This is a genomic window from Pedobacter sp. Leaf194, from assembly GCF_001423945.1.
Classification (GTDB): Bacteria; Bacteroidota; Bacteroidia; order Sphingobacteriales; family Sphingobacteriaceae; genus Pedobacter.
In genome coordinates this window covers 100500-116140 of sequence record NZ_LMPU01000012.1, presented here as the reverse complement: position 1 = coordinate 116140, position 15641 = coordinate 100500, and the positions used below count along the sequence as shown (strand labels likewise).

Sequence of the window (15641 nt, the reverse complement as noted above, 5' to 3'; positions counted from 1 at the left end):
ATCTAATATGAACATGACTTTACCAGGCAACTTGTCTGTTTTGCGTACGAAACAGAAATTGTATGCATTGAAGAAGCTTACGGCTTTGAGCTTCCTTATGGTTTTTTTAAGCACGGCGGCTTTTGCACAAACTGTGGTTAAAGGTATAATTTTCGACAATGATAAGTTGCCTTTAGCTGGCGCAACGATACAAGTTGCCGGCACAAATACGAAAACACAAAGTGATGCAGAGGGCAAATATCAAATTACGGTGCCATCTCCAACATCAAGATTAACAATAAGCTTTGTTGGATTTGAAACTCAAACGGTTAACGTTAATAACCAAACGATGATTAACGTAACAATGAGTTCTTTAAATAACCTGGATGCTGTGGTGGTAGTTGGTTACGCCTCAGTTAGAAAAAGCGATTTGACAGGTGCAGCAACCACGGTTTCCGCTAAAGACTTTAACAAAGGTCCGTTAAACGCACCCGACCAGTTAATACAGGGCAAGGTTGCCGGCGTACAAATGATTAACAATAGCGGTCAGCCGGGCGGCGCTTCTACGGTAAGGATTAGAGGTAACTCTGCCATTACAGGAACAGGGCAGCCGCTTTATGTTGTAGACGGGGTTGCGTTGGATGGCCGTTCAGCAAGGCCATCTACCAGTGCCGGTATAGGAACTGCACCAGATGGTAATCCATTAAACTTCATTAATCCTGCAGATATCGAATCGATGGAAATTTTAAAGGATGCATCGGCAACTGCAATTTACGGGTCGCGTGCAGCTTACGGCGTAGTTTTGATAACTACTAAAAGAGGTAAATCCGGCGACACAAAAATTGATTTCAGCGCCTCAGCTGGCGTAAGTGAGATTGCAAGACGGGTAAATGTGCTCTCAGGTGATGAATATCGTGCCGCTCTTTCAAAATACGGTCTTACAAATGGAAACTTTGGTTCGAGCGTAGATGCGCTTGATGCGATTACCAGAACTGCGTACAATCAGAATTACTCTGTCGGCGTAAGTGGTGGTGCTAACGGAAACACCTTCCGGGCATCGCTTGGCTATCAAGATCAACAAGGTATTATCAAAACAACCGATTTCAAAAAATATAGTGCTGGCTTTAACGGAAATTTTAAATTTTTGGAAAGTAAAAAATTAGGTCTTGATATTAACATGATCAGCAATCAATACCTTGAGAAAATTGCTCCAATTACAACAGATGCTGGTTTCACCGGAAGTTTGATTAGCCAGGCATTATCCTGGAATCCAACACAGTCTTTTTACAACCCGGATGGAAGCTTGTTCATCGATTATGGCTCTACAACGATAAATCCATTGGCTGCTTTAGCTGCTAATAACGATAAAACTAAAGTGTCAACCATTTTAGGAAGTGTTTCGCCATACTACAAGATTACGCCATGGCTTGAATACCGTATGCTTGCAAGTGTTAATTATAGCACAGGTATCAGAAGGGCATCAACAAGGAGTACTTTAAACCTGCAAGGCATTCAGCCTGATGGAAATTTCTTAGGTGGCTATGCCAGTTATTCTAACACTGAATTAATAACCCAGCAGTTTACAAATACTTTAAACTTCAATAAAGAGATTGTGAACAAATTAAATTTAAATGCGATTATAGGTTATGAATATTCGAATTTCATGAACAAGGGAACGGTAAATACCGCTACCGGTTTCGGAAATATCGACGCAGACTACACGGATGCTTTCCAAACAACGGCGCCTGCAAATCGTACCTTTTCAGCATTTAACAACCCAACAACAGAATTGCAATCTTATTTTGCCAGGGCAATTTTTAACTATGATAACAGGTATATTTTAACGGCAACCTTTAGAGCAGATGGTTCTACCAAATTTGGTAAGGCTAACCGCTATGGTTACTTTCCATCGTTTGCAGCCGCATGGGACATCAAAAAAGAAAGTTTTATGGCTAACGCAACCTGGATTGATCAGTTAAAACTTCGTGTTGGCTATGGTAAAACAGGTAATCAGGACTTTCCATCAGGCTCTGCCCAGCAACGCTATGATTTTGGCAATTCCAACGGTGCACCAACCCTGGTTGCAATTAACAACGCAAATCCAAACCTGAAGTGGCAGTCGGATGAGCAAACCAACGTAGGTATCGATTTTGGTTTATTGAAAAACAGGCTAACAGGTTCAATCGATTATTTTCATAAGAAAACAAACGATTTGCTGTTTCCACAGATTTCATTCGTGCCTGCAGTTGGTGGGAATGTGCCTACCTGGGTAAACCTTCCCGGCCAGATCATTAACAAAGGTTTGGAGTTAACGATTAACGGAAACATTGTAGAAACAGACAACATTTCGTGGTCTTTGGGTGGTAATGCAACTTTTATCAAAAACAAGGTACAAAACATCTCGGGCATTATTAAAACCGGTTCGTTAAACGGTCAGGGTTTAAGCGGGGTAACTACAGAGGTTATACAAAACGACTTGCCATTATTTGCGATGGTGACCAGAGAATATAAAGGGCTGGACGCAAATGGATTTTCTATTTACACAGATGATGGTTTTACAAATTATTACGTTGGAAATCCAAATCCGAAAGTAATTATGGGCTTGAGTACTAATTTTAGATACAAAAAGCTATCGTTTACAGCAAATTTTAACGGCGCATTCGGACAAAGTATCTATAACAACACAGCCAATTCTGTTCTGGCAATTTCCAATCTGGGTACAAGAAATATTTCTTCTGCTTTAGTGAGTTTACCCGTTCAGGAATCATTGGCTAATCCAATCGCTGCCTCATCAAGATATATTGAAAAAGGTGATTATTTGAAACTTGCAAATGCGACGCTAAACTACAATTTTGGCAACATCGGTAAATCAATCAAATCATTAAACATTTATGTTAATGGCCAGAATTTATTCGTAATAACAAATTACACAGGTTTTGATCCAGAGGTTAACGTGAATAAGAGTGTGAGTGGTGTGCCTTCTGCAGGGATAGATTATACGGCTTATCCAACGGCCAGAACTTTCAATTTCGGTGTTAATTTTTCTCTTTAAAAATTAAAAAAATACAAACATGAAAAATAAATATATTATCGGTTTTGCTGTGGTGGCCTTAAGTTTTTCGGGTTGTACCAAGCTAGATGAAAACCTAAACGGCCAGGTAAGCAGTGCAGGTGTGAGCGGGGGAAATGTTTCGAGTTTATTAGGTGCAACCTATGCGGCAATGATTGGCCCATACCAGGCGCCATGGAATTGGTCTGCTCTGCAGGAAGTTACTACAGACGAGCTAATTGTACCAACGCGTGCGGGCGATTGGGATGACAACGGCGCATGGCGTTCACTTCATTTGCACAAATGGGCACCAGACCATTCAAGAATATCAGACGTTTTTAGAGATTTAAATAGTATATCTTACGTTGCTACGAGCGTTTTAGGCGCTAGTCCGGCCCCGGCGCAGGCAGCACAAGCGAGGTTTTTACGTGCTTTTGCTCAATTCTCTATTTTAGATGGATGGGGACAGGTTCCCTACAGAGATGCCGGAGAAGATGTTACCAAACCATCGCGTGTTAGAAATGCAGCAGATGAGGTTGCTTATTTGATTGCCGAGTTAACTGCTATAATACCAGACTTACCGGCCGGACCTGCGAACGTAGCCAACAAAAATGCAGCTAAAACATTGCTGATGAAGGTCTATTTAAACAAAGGTGCGTTTTTAAATCGTACTGCGCCAACCTTCGATGCGGCAGATATGGCTAAAGTAATTTCTTTAGCGGATGAAATTGCGACCGGAGGTTATGTTTTAAGCGCCAATTATTTCGACAATTTTGCGCCTACAAACGATATTCTGTCTAAAGAAAACATTTTCACAGCCCAAAACATTGCGGGCTCGTCTGGCAGTGATTTGGATGGACAATGGAAATGCACAACCCACTACAACCAAAACCCAAATGGCTACAATGGTTTTTCTTCGTTATCGAACTTCTACAATAAATTCGAAGCCAGCGATAAAAGAAGAGGAGGTTCTTACACCGGACAAACAAATATTTCGGGCATTAGAGTTGGCTTTCTGGTTGGTCAGCAATTCGACCAGAATGGCGCAGCCTTGAAAGATAGAAAAGGTAATCCTCTTGCATTTACGCCAGAAGTTGCAATCATCGAACGTGATCCTAACCACCTTGAAGTTGCAGGTATTCGGGTAATTAAATACCCGATTGATTATGCAAATACGGGTTCTAAAAAACCAGATAACGACTGGGTTTACTTCCGTTATGCTGATGTTTTATTGATGAAAGCCGAGGCACAGTTGAGAACTTCTCAGGCTCCTGCGGCCTTAACTTTGGTAAACTCGATTAGAACGGTTAGAGGTGCATCTGCTTTAACTACATTAACGCTTGATGTTTTGCTGGATGAACGTGGTCGGGAGCTTTATTGGGAAAGCTTTAGAAGACAGGATTTAATCCGTTTCGGAAAATTTCTTGCAGCATGGCAAGAAAAACCAGCAAGTGAAGCTAAGTATTTAGTTTTTCCAATTCCTGATAACCAACTTGGTAATCCGAATTTAATTCAAAATACAGGTTATTAATTTCAATAAATTTTAAAAGCCAGAGGCTGTAATCGTTTAACAAATTTCGATTTGCGGGCGGTTCAGCCTCTTGTTTTATAAAGCCAGTTCGTATGAAAAGATGTTTACTCTTGCTTTTATTTGCGATTAGTGCGCTAAACTCCAGCGCTCAGGATCCGTGGAAGATTAGTGCCGACCAGATCGACCCAAATCATTATTTCGGAATTACCGCTGCCAACGGCATGATTGGAATAGTGTCTTCGCCCCAGCCTTTTAAAGTAAAAAATGTTGTTTTGGCCGGAACTTTCGATACTTATGGCCGTGGCCGCGTGAGTAATTTTCTCAATGGTTTCAACCTGCTTAACATGTATCTCGAAATAGATGGCAACCGATTAGATGAAAAAAATACGGGCAATCTGCAGCAGCAGTTAGATATGAAGCATGCAGCTTTTACAACTCAATTGTCATTCGGGAAAAAGGCCAGTATAAAATATACTTATTATGCATTGCGGCACTTGCCTTTTACAGTCTTAATGGATGTAACCATTACCGCAAATGAAAATTTGAAACTTACTGCGGCAAGTGTCATGGAAACGCCAGATGCGCTACGGGATGTAGAAAATTACTATAACGAAATAGACAGGCCGCACGTTACGTTGAGCTTGCTCACTTCCACGGCAAAAAGCCCGACAGGCAAATTGCAATTGTGTGCATCAAATAGTTTTCTTTTTGGAGAGCAACACGGGCTGGAGCCCAAGATAATCCACGAAATGTGGGATAATAACAGTCATTTGATGAAGTTTAGTAAAGCACTAAAAGCCGGAGAAAGCTACACCTATTCTGTAATTGGGAGTACAATCAGTTCTGCTCAACACGCCGACCCGCTGAACGAAGCCGAGCGAATGACCATCTTTGCAAAATTAGAAGGACACGACCGCTTACTTAAATACCACAACGCAGCCTGGGATGACTTATGGCAATCGGATATCTTAATTGACGGCGACCCACAGGCACAACAAGATGTTCACAGCATGCTTTATCACCTCACTTCGTTTTCCCGTGGGGGAACTGCTTATTCGCTTTCGCCGATGGGCTTATCCGGCTTAGGCTACAATGGTCACGTTTTCTGGGACACTGAGATTTGGATGTTTCCTGCACTACTCGTACTTCATCCTGATATTGCAAAATCATTAATCGAATATCGGTTTGAGCGATTGGAAGCAGCAAAACGAAATGCCTTTGCTCACGGATTTAAAGGCGCAATGTACCCATGGGAAAGTGCGGATTCAGGCGTAGAGGAAACACCGGTTTGGGCCCTTAGCGGTCCTTTTGAGCATCACATTTCGGCAGATGTTGCACTTGCCGCCTGGAATTATTTCTGCGTAACGCAAGATAAGGTTTGGCTAAAAGAAAAAGGCTGGCCTATTCTATCTCAAACTGCCGAATTCTGGGCAAGTAGGGTAGAACGTAACGGAATCAATAATTATGATATTAAGAATGTAGTTGCCGCTGATGAATGGGCAGAAAATGTAGATAATAATGCCTTTACAAATGCTGCAGCAAAATTAAACCTGAAAAATGCAAACCTGGCAGCCGGTATATTAGGCTTGCCACAAAATGCAGACTGGGCTTTGGTTGAAAAAAACATTCCCGTGCTAACTTTTCCGGATGGCGTAACAAAAGAACATGCCACTTACAATGGTGAAGGTATAAAGCAGGCCGACGTAAATCTACTAGCTTACCCCTTAAAGTTTATCACTGATAAAAAACAAAGTCTGAAAGATTTGGCGTACTACGAAACCCGAATTCCCGATGCTGGTACGCCTGCGATGACGCATGCCATCTTCGCACTGTTGTACGCAAGAACTGGGAATGCAGAAAAGGCTTATCAATATTTTAAAGAAGCTTATCAACCTAATCTTAATCCGCCATTTCGCGTTATAGCCGAAACTAAGGGTGGCACAAACCCATATTTTGCAACAGGAGCCGGTGGCGTTTTGCAAAGCGTGCTTATGGGCTTTGGCGGTTTAGATATTACAGGGAAAGGAATCATCCAGTTACCCGGTGCTTTACCTTCAACATGGAAATCATTGAAGATAACTGGTGTTGGTGTAGAAAAAAAAGAATTTTCTGTAAATCAGAAAAACTAAATATTTCGAAAAGACTTGTCTGGAGGGATATCCAGACAAGTTTAACTAATAACAATCGATTTTACTTTTTTAAAAGCTTTAAGAGTACACCATTTGTCCAGCCGAAGCCATCCTGCAAAGGATACTCTCCGCCACCACCTTTGCTTGAGGTTTCAACGACATTGTATTTTTCCATCAATTTCCCCGTCTCTTTAAAAACAGCAATGTTCTGTTTAACCCACCTGTTGGTTATGGTGTCGGCCAGTGTATTGTAGCGGTAATTTCGTAATCCCTGAATGCTGATGTATTGTAGTGGCGCCCACGCGTTCGGGGCATCCCATTGTTCTTTCGTTGTTGTCAATGTAGAAATTAATCCACCAGATTTTAAAAAATCCTTTTCAATCCGTTTTGAAACTTCTTTAGCCTGGCCCGCGGTAGCGAGTTTAAAATAAAGCGGAAAGGAAGCAGCCAGAGTAATTTGGTTTGATAGGCGTTTAGTTTTCCAGTTGTAGTCTGTAAAGAAGTTTTCGCCGGGGTTCCAGAAATATTTTAAAATGGCAGCCTTTCGTTTGCTGGCTTTTGCAGAGAATAAAATAGCCCTTGCCTCATCGCCGGTTTCTTTATTTGCCTGTGCAATCGCCATTTCCAGATTGTAAACCAGCGTGTTTAAATCAACCGGAAGTAGATCTGTAGTTATAATCTGGTTAAAACTCTTTCCATCAGCAAACCATCTGCTACTGAAATCCCAGCCAGATTCTGCTGCAGACCGCACATTACGAAGAAATGCTGAGGGCGCTTGTTTTGTGTGCCTGGCGGCCTCAAAGTCTTCCCGGTAAGATTCTTCACGGGGTTGGTCGCCCGCGTCGTAATATCGGTTTAACAATGTTCCATCTGGCAATTTCACGGTGTGATTTGCTGCTTGTCCGTTTTTCAACCCTGCGGAACCTTTCATCCAGAATTCGTACTCCTTCTCAAGTGCCTCTTTATAACTGCTTAATTTTGTGCTCGTGTTATTTTCGGTAAATAGCTCAACCATGGCCGCAAAAAAAGGCGGTTGCGATCGGGTTAAATAATAACTTCTATTGCCGTTCGGGATAAAGCCATATTTATTTATAAGGTAGGCGAAATTATCGATCATATCTTTCATGATATCCGTTTTCCCTGCCTTTTGCAAGCCGAGCATGGTAAAGTATGAATCCCAATAATAGATTTCGCGAAAACGGCCGCCTGGCACAATATAGGGTTTGGGTAAGGGGAGAAGAGAAGTTTGAAATTTAGACAGGGTATCAGGGTTTCGTTTAAGAACTGTCCAAAGCGTATCTAAATGCTTTTCTATACCTGCATTTATATCTGATTGGTAAACGGCGTTATGGTTTTCGGGCATGGAGAAATGTGCGTCTGCAAAAGCTTTTATATTGAACTCCTTTAAATCTTTTTGGGCTTTGTAGGCCGCCATAATTTCCGCAGGTTGCATTTTAGGAATTGCATCGGCGAAGGATTTACTATCAGGATAAACTCTTGCCATTTGAACCTGCTCAAACAGGCCCGGGTAAGTTTGCCTCGGACTCAGTTCCTTTTGTGCAAATAACTGATTTGTAAATAACAAAAGACAAGAAAACATCATCGCTTTGATGTAACAATTCTTTGGTTTTTGTTTTTGCTGGCTCATATTATTATATTTAGAACTAAAGCTAGCAATTTAACCTTAAAGTTTATCGGTTGTGCATAAATTGAAACATTGAGTCGATATTCAGGTTATGCTTAAGCGTTTTGGGTAATCTGTCCCGCAAAAAAAAATAAATGATGAAACACTTTGATGCAATAATTATCGGGGCTGGCCAGGCTGGTGTGCCTTTAGCGAAAAAACTGGCTTTGGCAGGGAAAAAGACTGCGATTATAGAAAAAAGATTAGTGGGCGGCACCTGTATAAATGATGGCTGTACGCCAACCAAAGCAATGGTCGCTTCCGCTAAAATGGCCTTCAGTGCCCGTAAATCTGAAGCGCTTGGCGTAGAAATTGGTTCTGTTAAAGTCAATCTGAAAAAAATTAAGCAGCGTAAAGATGCTATTGTAAAACAGTTTAGAACATCATCAGAAGAAGGAATTGAAAAAACAAAGGGCTTAACTCTTTTTATGGGAGAAGCCAGTTTCAGTGCAGAGAAAGAACTTAAAATTATTTTAAATGCTGGAGGTGAGGAGACCCTGACTGCCGACTGGATTTTCATCAACACGGGTGCCAAAACAGCAATTCCAGGAATTGAAGGCCTGGATGAAACCAACTTCCTAACATCCACAAGTATTCTCGAGCTGGAAAGCGTACCAGAACACCTGGTTGTTATTGGTGGTAACTATATCGGCTTGGAATTTGGGCAAATGTTTAGCCGTTTTGGAAGTAAGGTTACCATTATAGAAAAGTCAGAATCCATATTGTCGAGAGAGGATAAGGATTTATCTGCTTCGTTAACAGACATTCTTCAGGCCGAAGAAATTGAAATTATTACAAACGCCGAGGTAAAACGCATCTCAGAGAAAAGCAAAAATGATATTAGTATCGAAGTGAAATCAGGTAGCGTAGCCAAGCACGTTAAGGCAAGTCATGTTTTAGTTGCAGTTGGCAGAGTGCCCCAAACTGAGGCACTAAATCTGAAGGCCTGTGGCGTAAAAACCGATGAAAAAGGGCATGTGATTGTGAATAACAAACTGGAGACGAATGTGAAAGGAATTTATGCATTAGGCGACGTAAAGGGTGGCCCGGCATTTACACACATTGCCTATAATGATTATACAATTGTTTTCAGGAATTTAATTGAAGGCACAAATTATGGCATTAACGACAGGCCAGTGCCATATTGCATGTTTACAGACCCGCAGTTGGGCAGGATTGGCTTATCAGAAATGGAGGCAAAAGAACAGAAACTGAATTATAAGGTTGCTGTTTTGCCAATGTCGAACGTTGCCCGTGGTATAGAAACGGGTGAAACACTTGGCTTAATGAAGGCAATTGTAGATGTGAAAACTAAGAAAATTTTAGGCGCCGCAATTTTAGGTTCCGAAGGTGGCGAAGTGATGTCTGTTCTGCAAATGGCTATGGAAGGTGGCATTACCTACGATAGAATTCGCTTTTGCGTTTTTGCCCATCCAACTTATTCAGAGTCTCTGAACAACCTTTTTATGAAGATTGAAGATTAAGTAATGATTGAGCTCAAGCAAGTAAGTAAAAAATATGGCGATACGATAGCCGTTAATAAAGTGTCTTTCAAGGTTGAGGAGGGTGAAAATTTGGTTTTGCTTGGCACAAGTGGCTGCGGCAAAACGACTACCCTAAAAATGATAAACCGATTAATTGAGCCGGACGGAGGTCAGATTTTGATTAACGAAGCCGATGTTCTGCAACAAAATCCGGAAAATCTGAGGCGTGGAATAGGTTATGTGATGCAAAACATAGGACTTTTTCCACACTATACCATCGAAGAAAATATTTCAGTTGTACCTAAGTTGCTAAAGTGGGAAAAGAAAAAAACTGCTGACAGGATTTATGACTTGTTGAAAAAACTTCATCTGCCGGAAAACATCTTACAGCTTTTTCCCAGTCAGCTTAGTGGTGGCCAACAACAACGAATTGGTTTGGCAAGAGCATTAGTTGCCAACCCCGCGATATTATTAATGGATGAACCCTTTGGCGCCCTCGATAATGTTACCCGGTCAAAAATTCAGGAAGAATTTAAAGAGTTGGAAGAATTAAAGCGAAAAACAATTGTGATGGTAACCCACGATGTGCTTGAAGCTTTCGAACTTGCCGACCGGATTTGTTTGATGGATAGAGGTGAAATTAAGCAAATTGGCACGCCAAAGGATTTGTTATTTAAACCGGCGAATGATTTTGCCAGGAAATTTTTAGACGGCCAGCGCCTGGCGCTGGAGTTTAAGGTTATTAAAATATCTGACCTCTGGCCCAATCTTCCGAATGCCGCGAACAATGATGCAAAAGCCTTAAACCCAGCGATGACTATCTGGTCGGTTATGGAAATGCTTTCCTCAAAAGGCACAACAGAGCTGAGCTTCGTTAACAAAAACGATGAACGTAAAGTGGTAAACTTTAACGAATTATCTAAAGCTTTTAATGAATACAAAAAACATTTGCAGCCATGAGTGAGCAGCAAACATTGTGGCAATTCATGTCCATGGAATCGGATAAATTGCTTAACCAAACTTTACAGCACATCGGCTTAACCTTCATTTCCTTGCTCTTCGCAATTGCCATAGGCTTGCCTCTGGGTATTTTAATTGCCCGGAAAAGAAAACTGTCGGGCACCATTTTAGGTATTGCCGGAGTATTACAAACCGTTCCGAGCATCGCTTTACTTGGGTTTATGATTCCCCTTTTGGGCATAGGCGCTAAACCTGCAATTGTAGCGCTGCTTATCTATGCTTTGTTGCCAATTATTAGAAACACTTACACCGGAATTATTGGTATTGATAAACACATTACCGAGGCTGCAAACGCACTGGGGATGAGTAAATTACAGATACTACTTAAAATTGAACTTCCATTGGCAATGCCCGTTATTCTGGCTGGGATACGAACAGCTACTGTAATAAATGTTGGCGTAGCCACGCTTGCTTCTTATATCGCTGCGGGTGGTTTGGGCGAATTCATTTTTGGAGGCATTTCGCTTAACAATACCAATATGATTTTGGCAGGGGCAATCCCAGCGGCGCTCCTCGCTATTATATTGGATGCACTTCTTTCAATCATTCAACGGCTTGATTTTAAAAAGCTTCGAAGGATTTTAACGGCTTTTCCTGTTGCTTTGGTTTTATTTAGTGCGTTATACATTTTACCTTCTGCATATGGTTCAGGTTTAAAAGCCGGTTTTACGCCAGAATTTATGGGTAGACAAGATGGCGATTTGGGATTAAAATCTGCTTACGGCCTTAAAATACAAACGGTTGTCATTAGCGATGCAGTGATGTATCAGGCTGCTTATTCGAAAGAGCTGGATGTAATTAGCGGCTATTCTACGGACGGAAGACTGAAAGCATTCGACCTGAAAATTTTGAAAGATAATAAGGGAATCTTTCCTCCGTATTATGCAGCGCCAATTGTGCTGCAGTCTTCCTTAAAAAAACTGCCCGGACTGGAGGATGCCTTAAATCTTTTAGCTGGTAAAATTACAGATTCCATCATGACGGATTTGAATTACCGGACCGACTATCTTCACCAAACACCGACGCAGGTTGCAAAGGACTTTCTGATTAAAAATAAGCTATATAAAACCCCACGCAATGGCAATATGGGGACCGTAAAAATTGGTTCAAAAATTTTTGGCGAACAATATATCCTCGCGGAGATTTACAGCATGCTTATCAAAGGAAACACAGATTATCAGGTAGAAACAAAGACAGGTTTAGGCGGAACAAAAATCTGTTTCGATGCCTTAGTAAACAACCAGATAGATTTTTACCCCGAATACACTGGCACCGGGTTACTGGCAATTTTGAAACCTGATGCCAAACTTGTTACAAAAATTTCGTCGGATAGGGATGAAACTTACCGCTACGTGCGTGCAGAATTTTTGAAAAAATATAACATTAAGTGGTTAAAACCAATTGGTTTTAACAATTCATATGCTTTAATGATGAGGCAAAAACAATCGGCCCAGCTAAATGTTAATACCATTACAGACCTTAAGAATTATCTCGATAAAAATTAATGAATCTTGTTGAAAAATACCTGAGCATCAGAAAGTATTCTGAAGAACTTTGCCAGCCCTTACAAGCCGAAGATTATGTTGTTCAGCCAGTTGTGGATGTTAGTCCCCCGAAATGGCATTTGGGCCATACCACATGGTTTTTCGAAACCTTTTTATTGAAAGCATTCTCGCCAGGTTACCAGGTATACGATGATAATTATAACTTCGTTTTTAATAGCTATTACGAAACTATTGGTAATCGGGTTATTCGCACAGACAGAGGAAATCTTAGCAGGCCCAGCGTAAACGATATTTACAAGTACCGTAGCTATGTGGATGAAGCGATGGTTAAATTCTTATCAGATGAAGTTGGAAACGATGTTTATGAATTAATAGTCTTAGGCTTCAATCACGAGCAACAACATCAGGAACTGCTTTTAACTGACATCAAATTTATTCTTGGAAACAACCCGTTGTTTCCCGTTTATCATGAGCAGAAAACCGAAGTTTTAAGTCCATCGCAAAACGAACAAAGGTTTTTAACTATCGAAGAAGGCGTTTACGATATTGGTTTTAACGGTGAGGGGTTTTGTTTCGATAATGAACTTAACCGCCATAAGGTTTACCTAAACAATTTTTCGATTAGCAGTTCGCTGGTATCTAATGAGGATTATATTGCATTTATCGAGGATGGCGGCTACAAAAATTTCAATCTTTGGCATGCCGAGGGTTGGGACTGGGTGAATACCAGTCATATCGAAGCACCGATGTACTGGCATAAAATTAACGGAAACTGGCACAATTATACACTTCAGGGATTAAAAGTAGTAGACCCAAATCAGCCGCTAACACATATCAGCTATTATGAAGCCTATGCATTTGCCAGCTGGAAAGGTATGCGTTTACCCACCGAGTTTGAATGGGAAGTTTCGGCGAAGCATTTTAGTTGGGGCGAACGATGGGAGTGGACAGAAAGTGCATACCTGCCTTACCCGGGTTTTAGCAAAGCGCCAGGGGCGATTGGCGAATACAACGGCAAATTTATGGTCAACCAGAAAGTTTTGCGGGGCGCATCCATTGCCACACCAGAACAACACAGTCGCATAACCTACCGAAATTTTTTTCACCCTAATTTAAGATGGCAATACACGGGTATTCGCCTTGCTAAATAGAATTTTATGATCATTTCTACCGAACAACCAACAATAACCAATACGCAATTTCTGACAGAAACTTTGGAAGGTCTTAGCACAGAGCCAAAACGAATGTATTCTAAATATTTTTATGATGAAGCCGGAGATCTTATTTTTCAGCAGATTATGGATATGGACGAATATTATCTAACCAATGCAGAAATGGAGATTATGAAACGCCAGTCAGCCGAAATTGTAAATACAATAGCAGCTGATGGTAGTGGATTTGATTTAATTGAACTTGGCGCAGGCGATGCAACAAAATCCATTCATTTGCTAAAGACGTTGATTGATAAAAATATGGATTTTAAATATTTTCCAATCGATATTTCAGCACATGTTATTTCCGAACTGGAAGACAAGTTGCCGGCGATATTTCCAACGCTTAATCTTCAGGGGCTAAACGGCGACTATTTCGAAATGTTGCAGAAAGCAACGGAAATTTCTACCCGGAAAAAAGTGGTGCTGTTTATGGGTGCTAACATAGGAAACATGAGTGTGGATGAAGCCAGGGAATTTTGCATCAACCTGAAAGCGTTGTTATCACTAAACGATATTTTAATTATTGGCTTTGACTTAAAGAAAAATCCAAAGAAGATATTAGCCGCTTATAACGATAAAGGAGGCATAACCCGGGCATTCAATCTAAACCTTTTAAGCCGAATAAACCGCGAATTGGGCGGTGATTTTAACATTGATGGTTTCGAACATTATGCAAGCTATAATCCGGAAACTGGCGAATGCAAAAGCTACCTGATTAGTTTGGAAAAGCAAACGGTGAAAATCGGAAACTCTACGTTTAACCTCGAAAAAGACGAATATATTTTGATGGAAATTTCGCAGAAATATGCTCAGCAGGAAATCGAAGAACTTGCAGGTTTATCAGGCTTTAAAGTAGCGGCATATTTTTCCGATGAGCAAGGGTACTTTGTAGACGCCATTTGGGAAGTTGCCTAACGCAAAACGTCTAAAAGGCGATTCAAATCGTCTTCGGTATTGTAAAAGTGAAAAGATATCCTCGTACCCGTTCCCCTGGGCGAAACGAGGATTTTTTCATCATCCAACTTTTCAACAAGTGTTTGGCTAAGCTGTAAGCTCATAATTGAAGATTGCTCAGGTCGTTCAAGCATCCAATCTGCCAGCAAACCCTTTTTGTGAAGCGCAATTCTGGCTTTGTTGGCCAAGGCTTCAATACTTTCCTCCACAACTTCCAATCCTATCGTTTTCAGTAGGTTTAGTCCCTGGTTTAAGGTTCCCAAATTTAAACTATCCAAATGGCCAGATTCTAAAGTTAGCGAAAGGTAATCCCGACCGGCTAAAAATGGTAACGCAGGTAATGCAATGTCTTTTTTGTGTTTATAGATAAATTCTCTTGCCGCATCTGAAAGAAAAATGTAACCATTACCGTATCCGCCAAGCAACCATTTGTAGCCACTTCCAATCAACATATCCAATCCGGATGCTTCAAAATCAAATTGCCCTGTACCTAAAAACTGCGTTCCATCGGCAATTAAAATTATGTTGGGGAAATTGGCTTTTAATTTTTTAAGGAAATCACTTTGCATTTTTAGTCCGCTGATATATTGGACCATGCTAAAAGCGAAAACAGTGGGCTTAAAATTCGTTATAGCGTTTATAATATCCGCTTCAAGATTAGCAGTAATCGGAATTTCGAGATATTCGAAGCCGGCACTCTTTACCGGATAACTTAATGATGGATAATCTTCTTCGAGTAAAAGAAATTTATTGCCCTTTTCAATGCCGTTTAAAATGGTGTTAAATCCACCCGAAAAGTTTGATGTCAGAAATGTATTCTCTTTTTTTACTGCGAATGTTTCCGATAGATTTTTCCTGAGTTCTTCCATAACCACCAGACTATCGGCTCTGAAAATACTGCCTTCACTAACAAAGCTTTCATCATGCGCCCTGCGCCATTTCGCTATCTCGGTAGATAGTAAGCCAGAATATGCGGTGTTCAAGTAAGTGTAATTTTTTAAAATCGGAAAGTGTTCGGCGATAGTCATGTGCCAAATGTAGAAAATTCATTTGCATTCCTGAAAAACTGAATTGACGATTATTTGTTACCTT

10 protein-coding genes are annotated in these 15641 nt (G+C 40.9%); 8 read left to right on the top strand and 2 right to left on the bottom strand.

The features are described from left to right. The first annotated feature begins 7 nt into the window (after nucleotides 1-7). The 3 genes from ASG14_RS17465 (at nucleotide 8) to ASG14_RS17455 (ending at nucleotide 6688) form a co-directional block, all read left to right on the top strand. Nucleotides 8-3031, top strand: coding sequence for a SusC/RagA family TonB-linked outer membrane protein (locus ASG14_RS17465; protein WP_235528618.1), 3024 nt, complete (start codon nucleotides 8-10; stop codon nucleotides 3029-3031). A 19-nt stretch (nucleotides 3032-3050) separates the two neighbouring features. After that, nucleotides 3051-4559, top strand: coding sequence for a RagB/SusD family nutrient uptake outer membrane protein (locus ASG14_RS17460; protein WP_056872363.1), 1509 nt, complete (start codon nucleotides 3051-3053; stop codon nucleotides 4557-4559). A gap of 92 nt (nucleotides 4560-4651) precedes the next feature. Then, entirely contained in the window at nucleotides 4652-6688 is a 2037-nt protein-coding gene (locus ASG14_RS17455) for a glycoside hydrolase family 65 protein (RefSeq protein ID WP_056872362.1), read from the top strand. A gap of 61 nt (nucleotides 6689-6749) precedes the next feature. Here the strand turns inward: ASG14_RS17455 and treF are convergent, their stop codons facing one another. Further along, nucleotides 6750-8336, bottom strand: coding sequence for an alpha,alpha-trehalase TreF (gene treF / locus ASG14_RS17450; RefSeq protein WP_056872361.1), 1587 nt, complete (start codon nucleotides 8334-8336; stop codon nucleotides 6750-6752). Nucleotides 8337-8467: 131 nt separating this feature from the next. Between treF and ASG14_RS17445 the strand changes: the two genes are divergently transcribed. The 5 genes from ASG14_RS17445 to ASG14_RS17425 are packed head-to-tail and all read left to right on the top strand — an operon-like array spanning nucleotide 8468 to nucleotide 14510. Next, nucleotides 8468-9856, top strand: coding sequence for a mercuric reductase (locus tag ASG14_RS17445; protein WP_369817233.1), 1389 nt, complete (start codon nucleotides 8468-8470; stop codon nucleotides 9854-9856). Nucleotides 9857-9859: 3 nt separating this feature from the next. Continuing rightward, a complete protein-coding gene (locus tag ASG14_RS17440; RefSeq protein ID WP_056872360.1) occupies nucleotides 9860-10816 on the top strand; it encodes an ABC transporter ATP-binding protein in 957 nt (318 codons plus the stop codon). Further along, complete coding sequence (locus ASG14_RS17435; protein ID WP_056872359.1) at nucleotides 10813-12381, top strand: ABC transporter permease/substrate-binding protein; 1569 nt, start codon at nucleotides 10813-10815, stop codon at nucleotides 12379-12381. The genes ASG14_RS17440 and ASG14_RS17435 overlap by 4 nt, the downstream gene beginning before the upstream one ends. Further along, nucleotides 12381-13532 carry an ergothioneine biosynthesis protein EgtB gene (egtB, locus tag ASG14_RS17430; RefSeq protein ID WP_056872358.1) on the top strand — a complete coding sequence of 384 codons (1152 nt, stop codon included), beginning with the start codon at nucleotides 12381-12383 and terminating at the stop codon, nucleotides 13530-13532. The genes ASG14_RS17435 and egtB overlap by 1 nt, the downstream gene beginning before the upstream one ends. A gap of 6 nt (nucleotides 13533-13538) precedes the next feature. Further along, nucleotides 13539-14510 carry an L-histidine N(alpha)-methyltransferase gene (locus ASG14_RS17425; RefSeq protein ID WP_056872357.1) on the top strand — a complete coding sequence of 324 codons (972 nt, stop codon included), beginning with the start codon at nucleotides 13539-13541 and terminating at the stop codon, nucleotides 14508-14510. On the opposite strand, the gene ASG14_RS17420 is transcribed toward ASG14_RS17425, so the two are convergent. Then, a complete protein-coding gene (locus ASG14_RS17420) occupies nucleotides 14507-15577 on the bottom strand; it encodes an aminotransferase class V-fold PLP-dependent enzyme (protein WP_056872356.1) in 1071 nt (356 codons plus the stop codon). The genes ASG14_RS17425 and ASG14_RS17420 overlap by 4 nt on opposite strands. Nucleotides 15578-15641 lie beyond the last annotated feature (64 nt).

Coding starts and splice junctions, on each gene's coding strand:
- ASG14_RS17465 (WP_235528618.1), top strand. CDS start 8: ATGAACATGACTTTACCAGGCAACTTGTCTGTTTTGCGTACGAAACAG.
- ASG14_RS17460 (WP_056872363.1), top strand. CDS start 3,051: ATGAAAAATAAATATATTATCGGTTTTGCTGTGGTGGCCTTAAGTTTT.
- ASG14_RS17455 (WP_056872362.1), top strand. CDS start 4,652: ATGAAAAGATGTTTACTCTTGCTTTTATTTGCGATTAGTGCGCTAAAC.
- treF (WP_056872361.1), bottom strand. CDS start 8,336: ATGAGCCAGCAAAAACAAAAACCAAAGAATTGTTACATCAAAGCGATG.
- ASG14_RS17445 (WP_369817233.1), top strand. CDS start 8,468: ATGATGAAACACTTTGATGCAATAATTATCGGGGCTGGCCAGGCTGGT.
- ASG14_RS17440 (WP_056872360.1), top strand. CDS start 9,860: ATGATTGAGCTCAAGCAAGTAAGTAAAAAATATGGCGATACGATAGCC.
- ASG14_RS17435 (WP_056872359.1), top strand. CDS start 10,813: ATGAGTGAGCAGCAAACATTGTGGCAATTCATGTCCATGGAATCGGAT.
- egtB (WP_056872358.1), top strand. CDS start 12,381: ATGAATCTTGTTGAAAAATACCTGAGCATCAGAAAGTATTCTGAAGAA.
- ASG14_RS17425 (WP_056872357.1), top strand. CDS start 13,539: ATGATCATTTCTACCGAACAACCAACAATAACCAATACGCAATTTCTG.
- ASG14_RS17420 (WP_056872356.1), bottom strand. CDS start 15,577: ATGACTATCGCCGAACACTTTCCGATTTTAAAAAATTACACTTACTTG.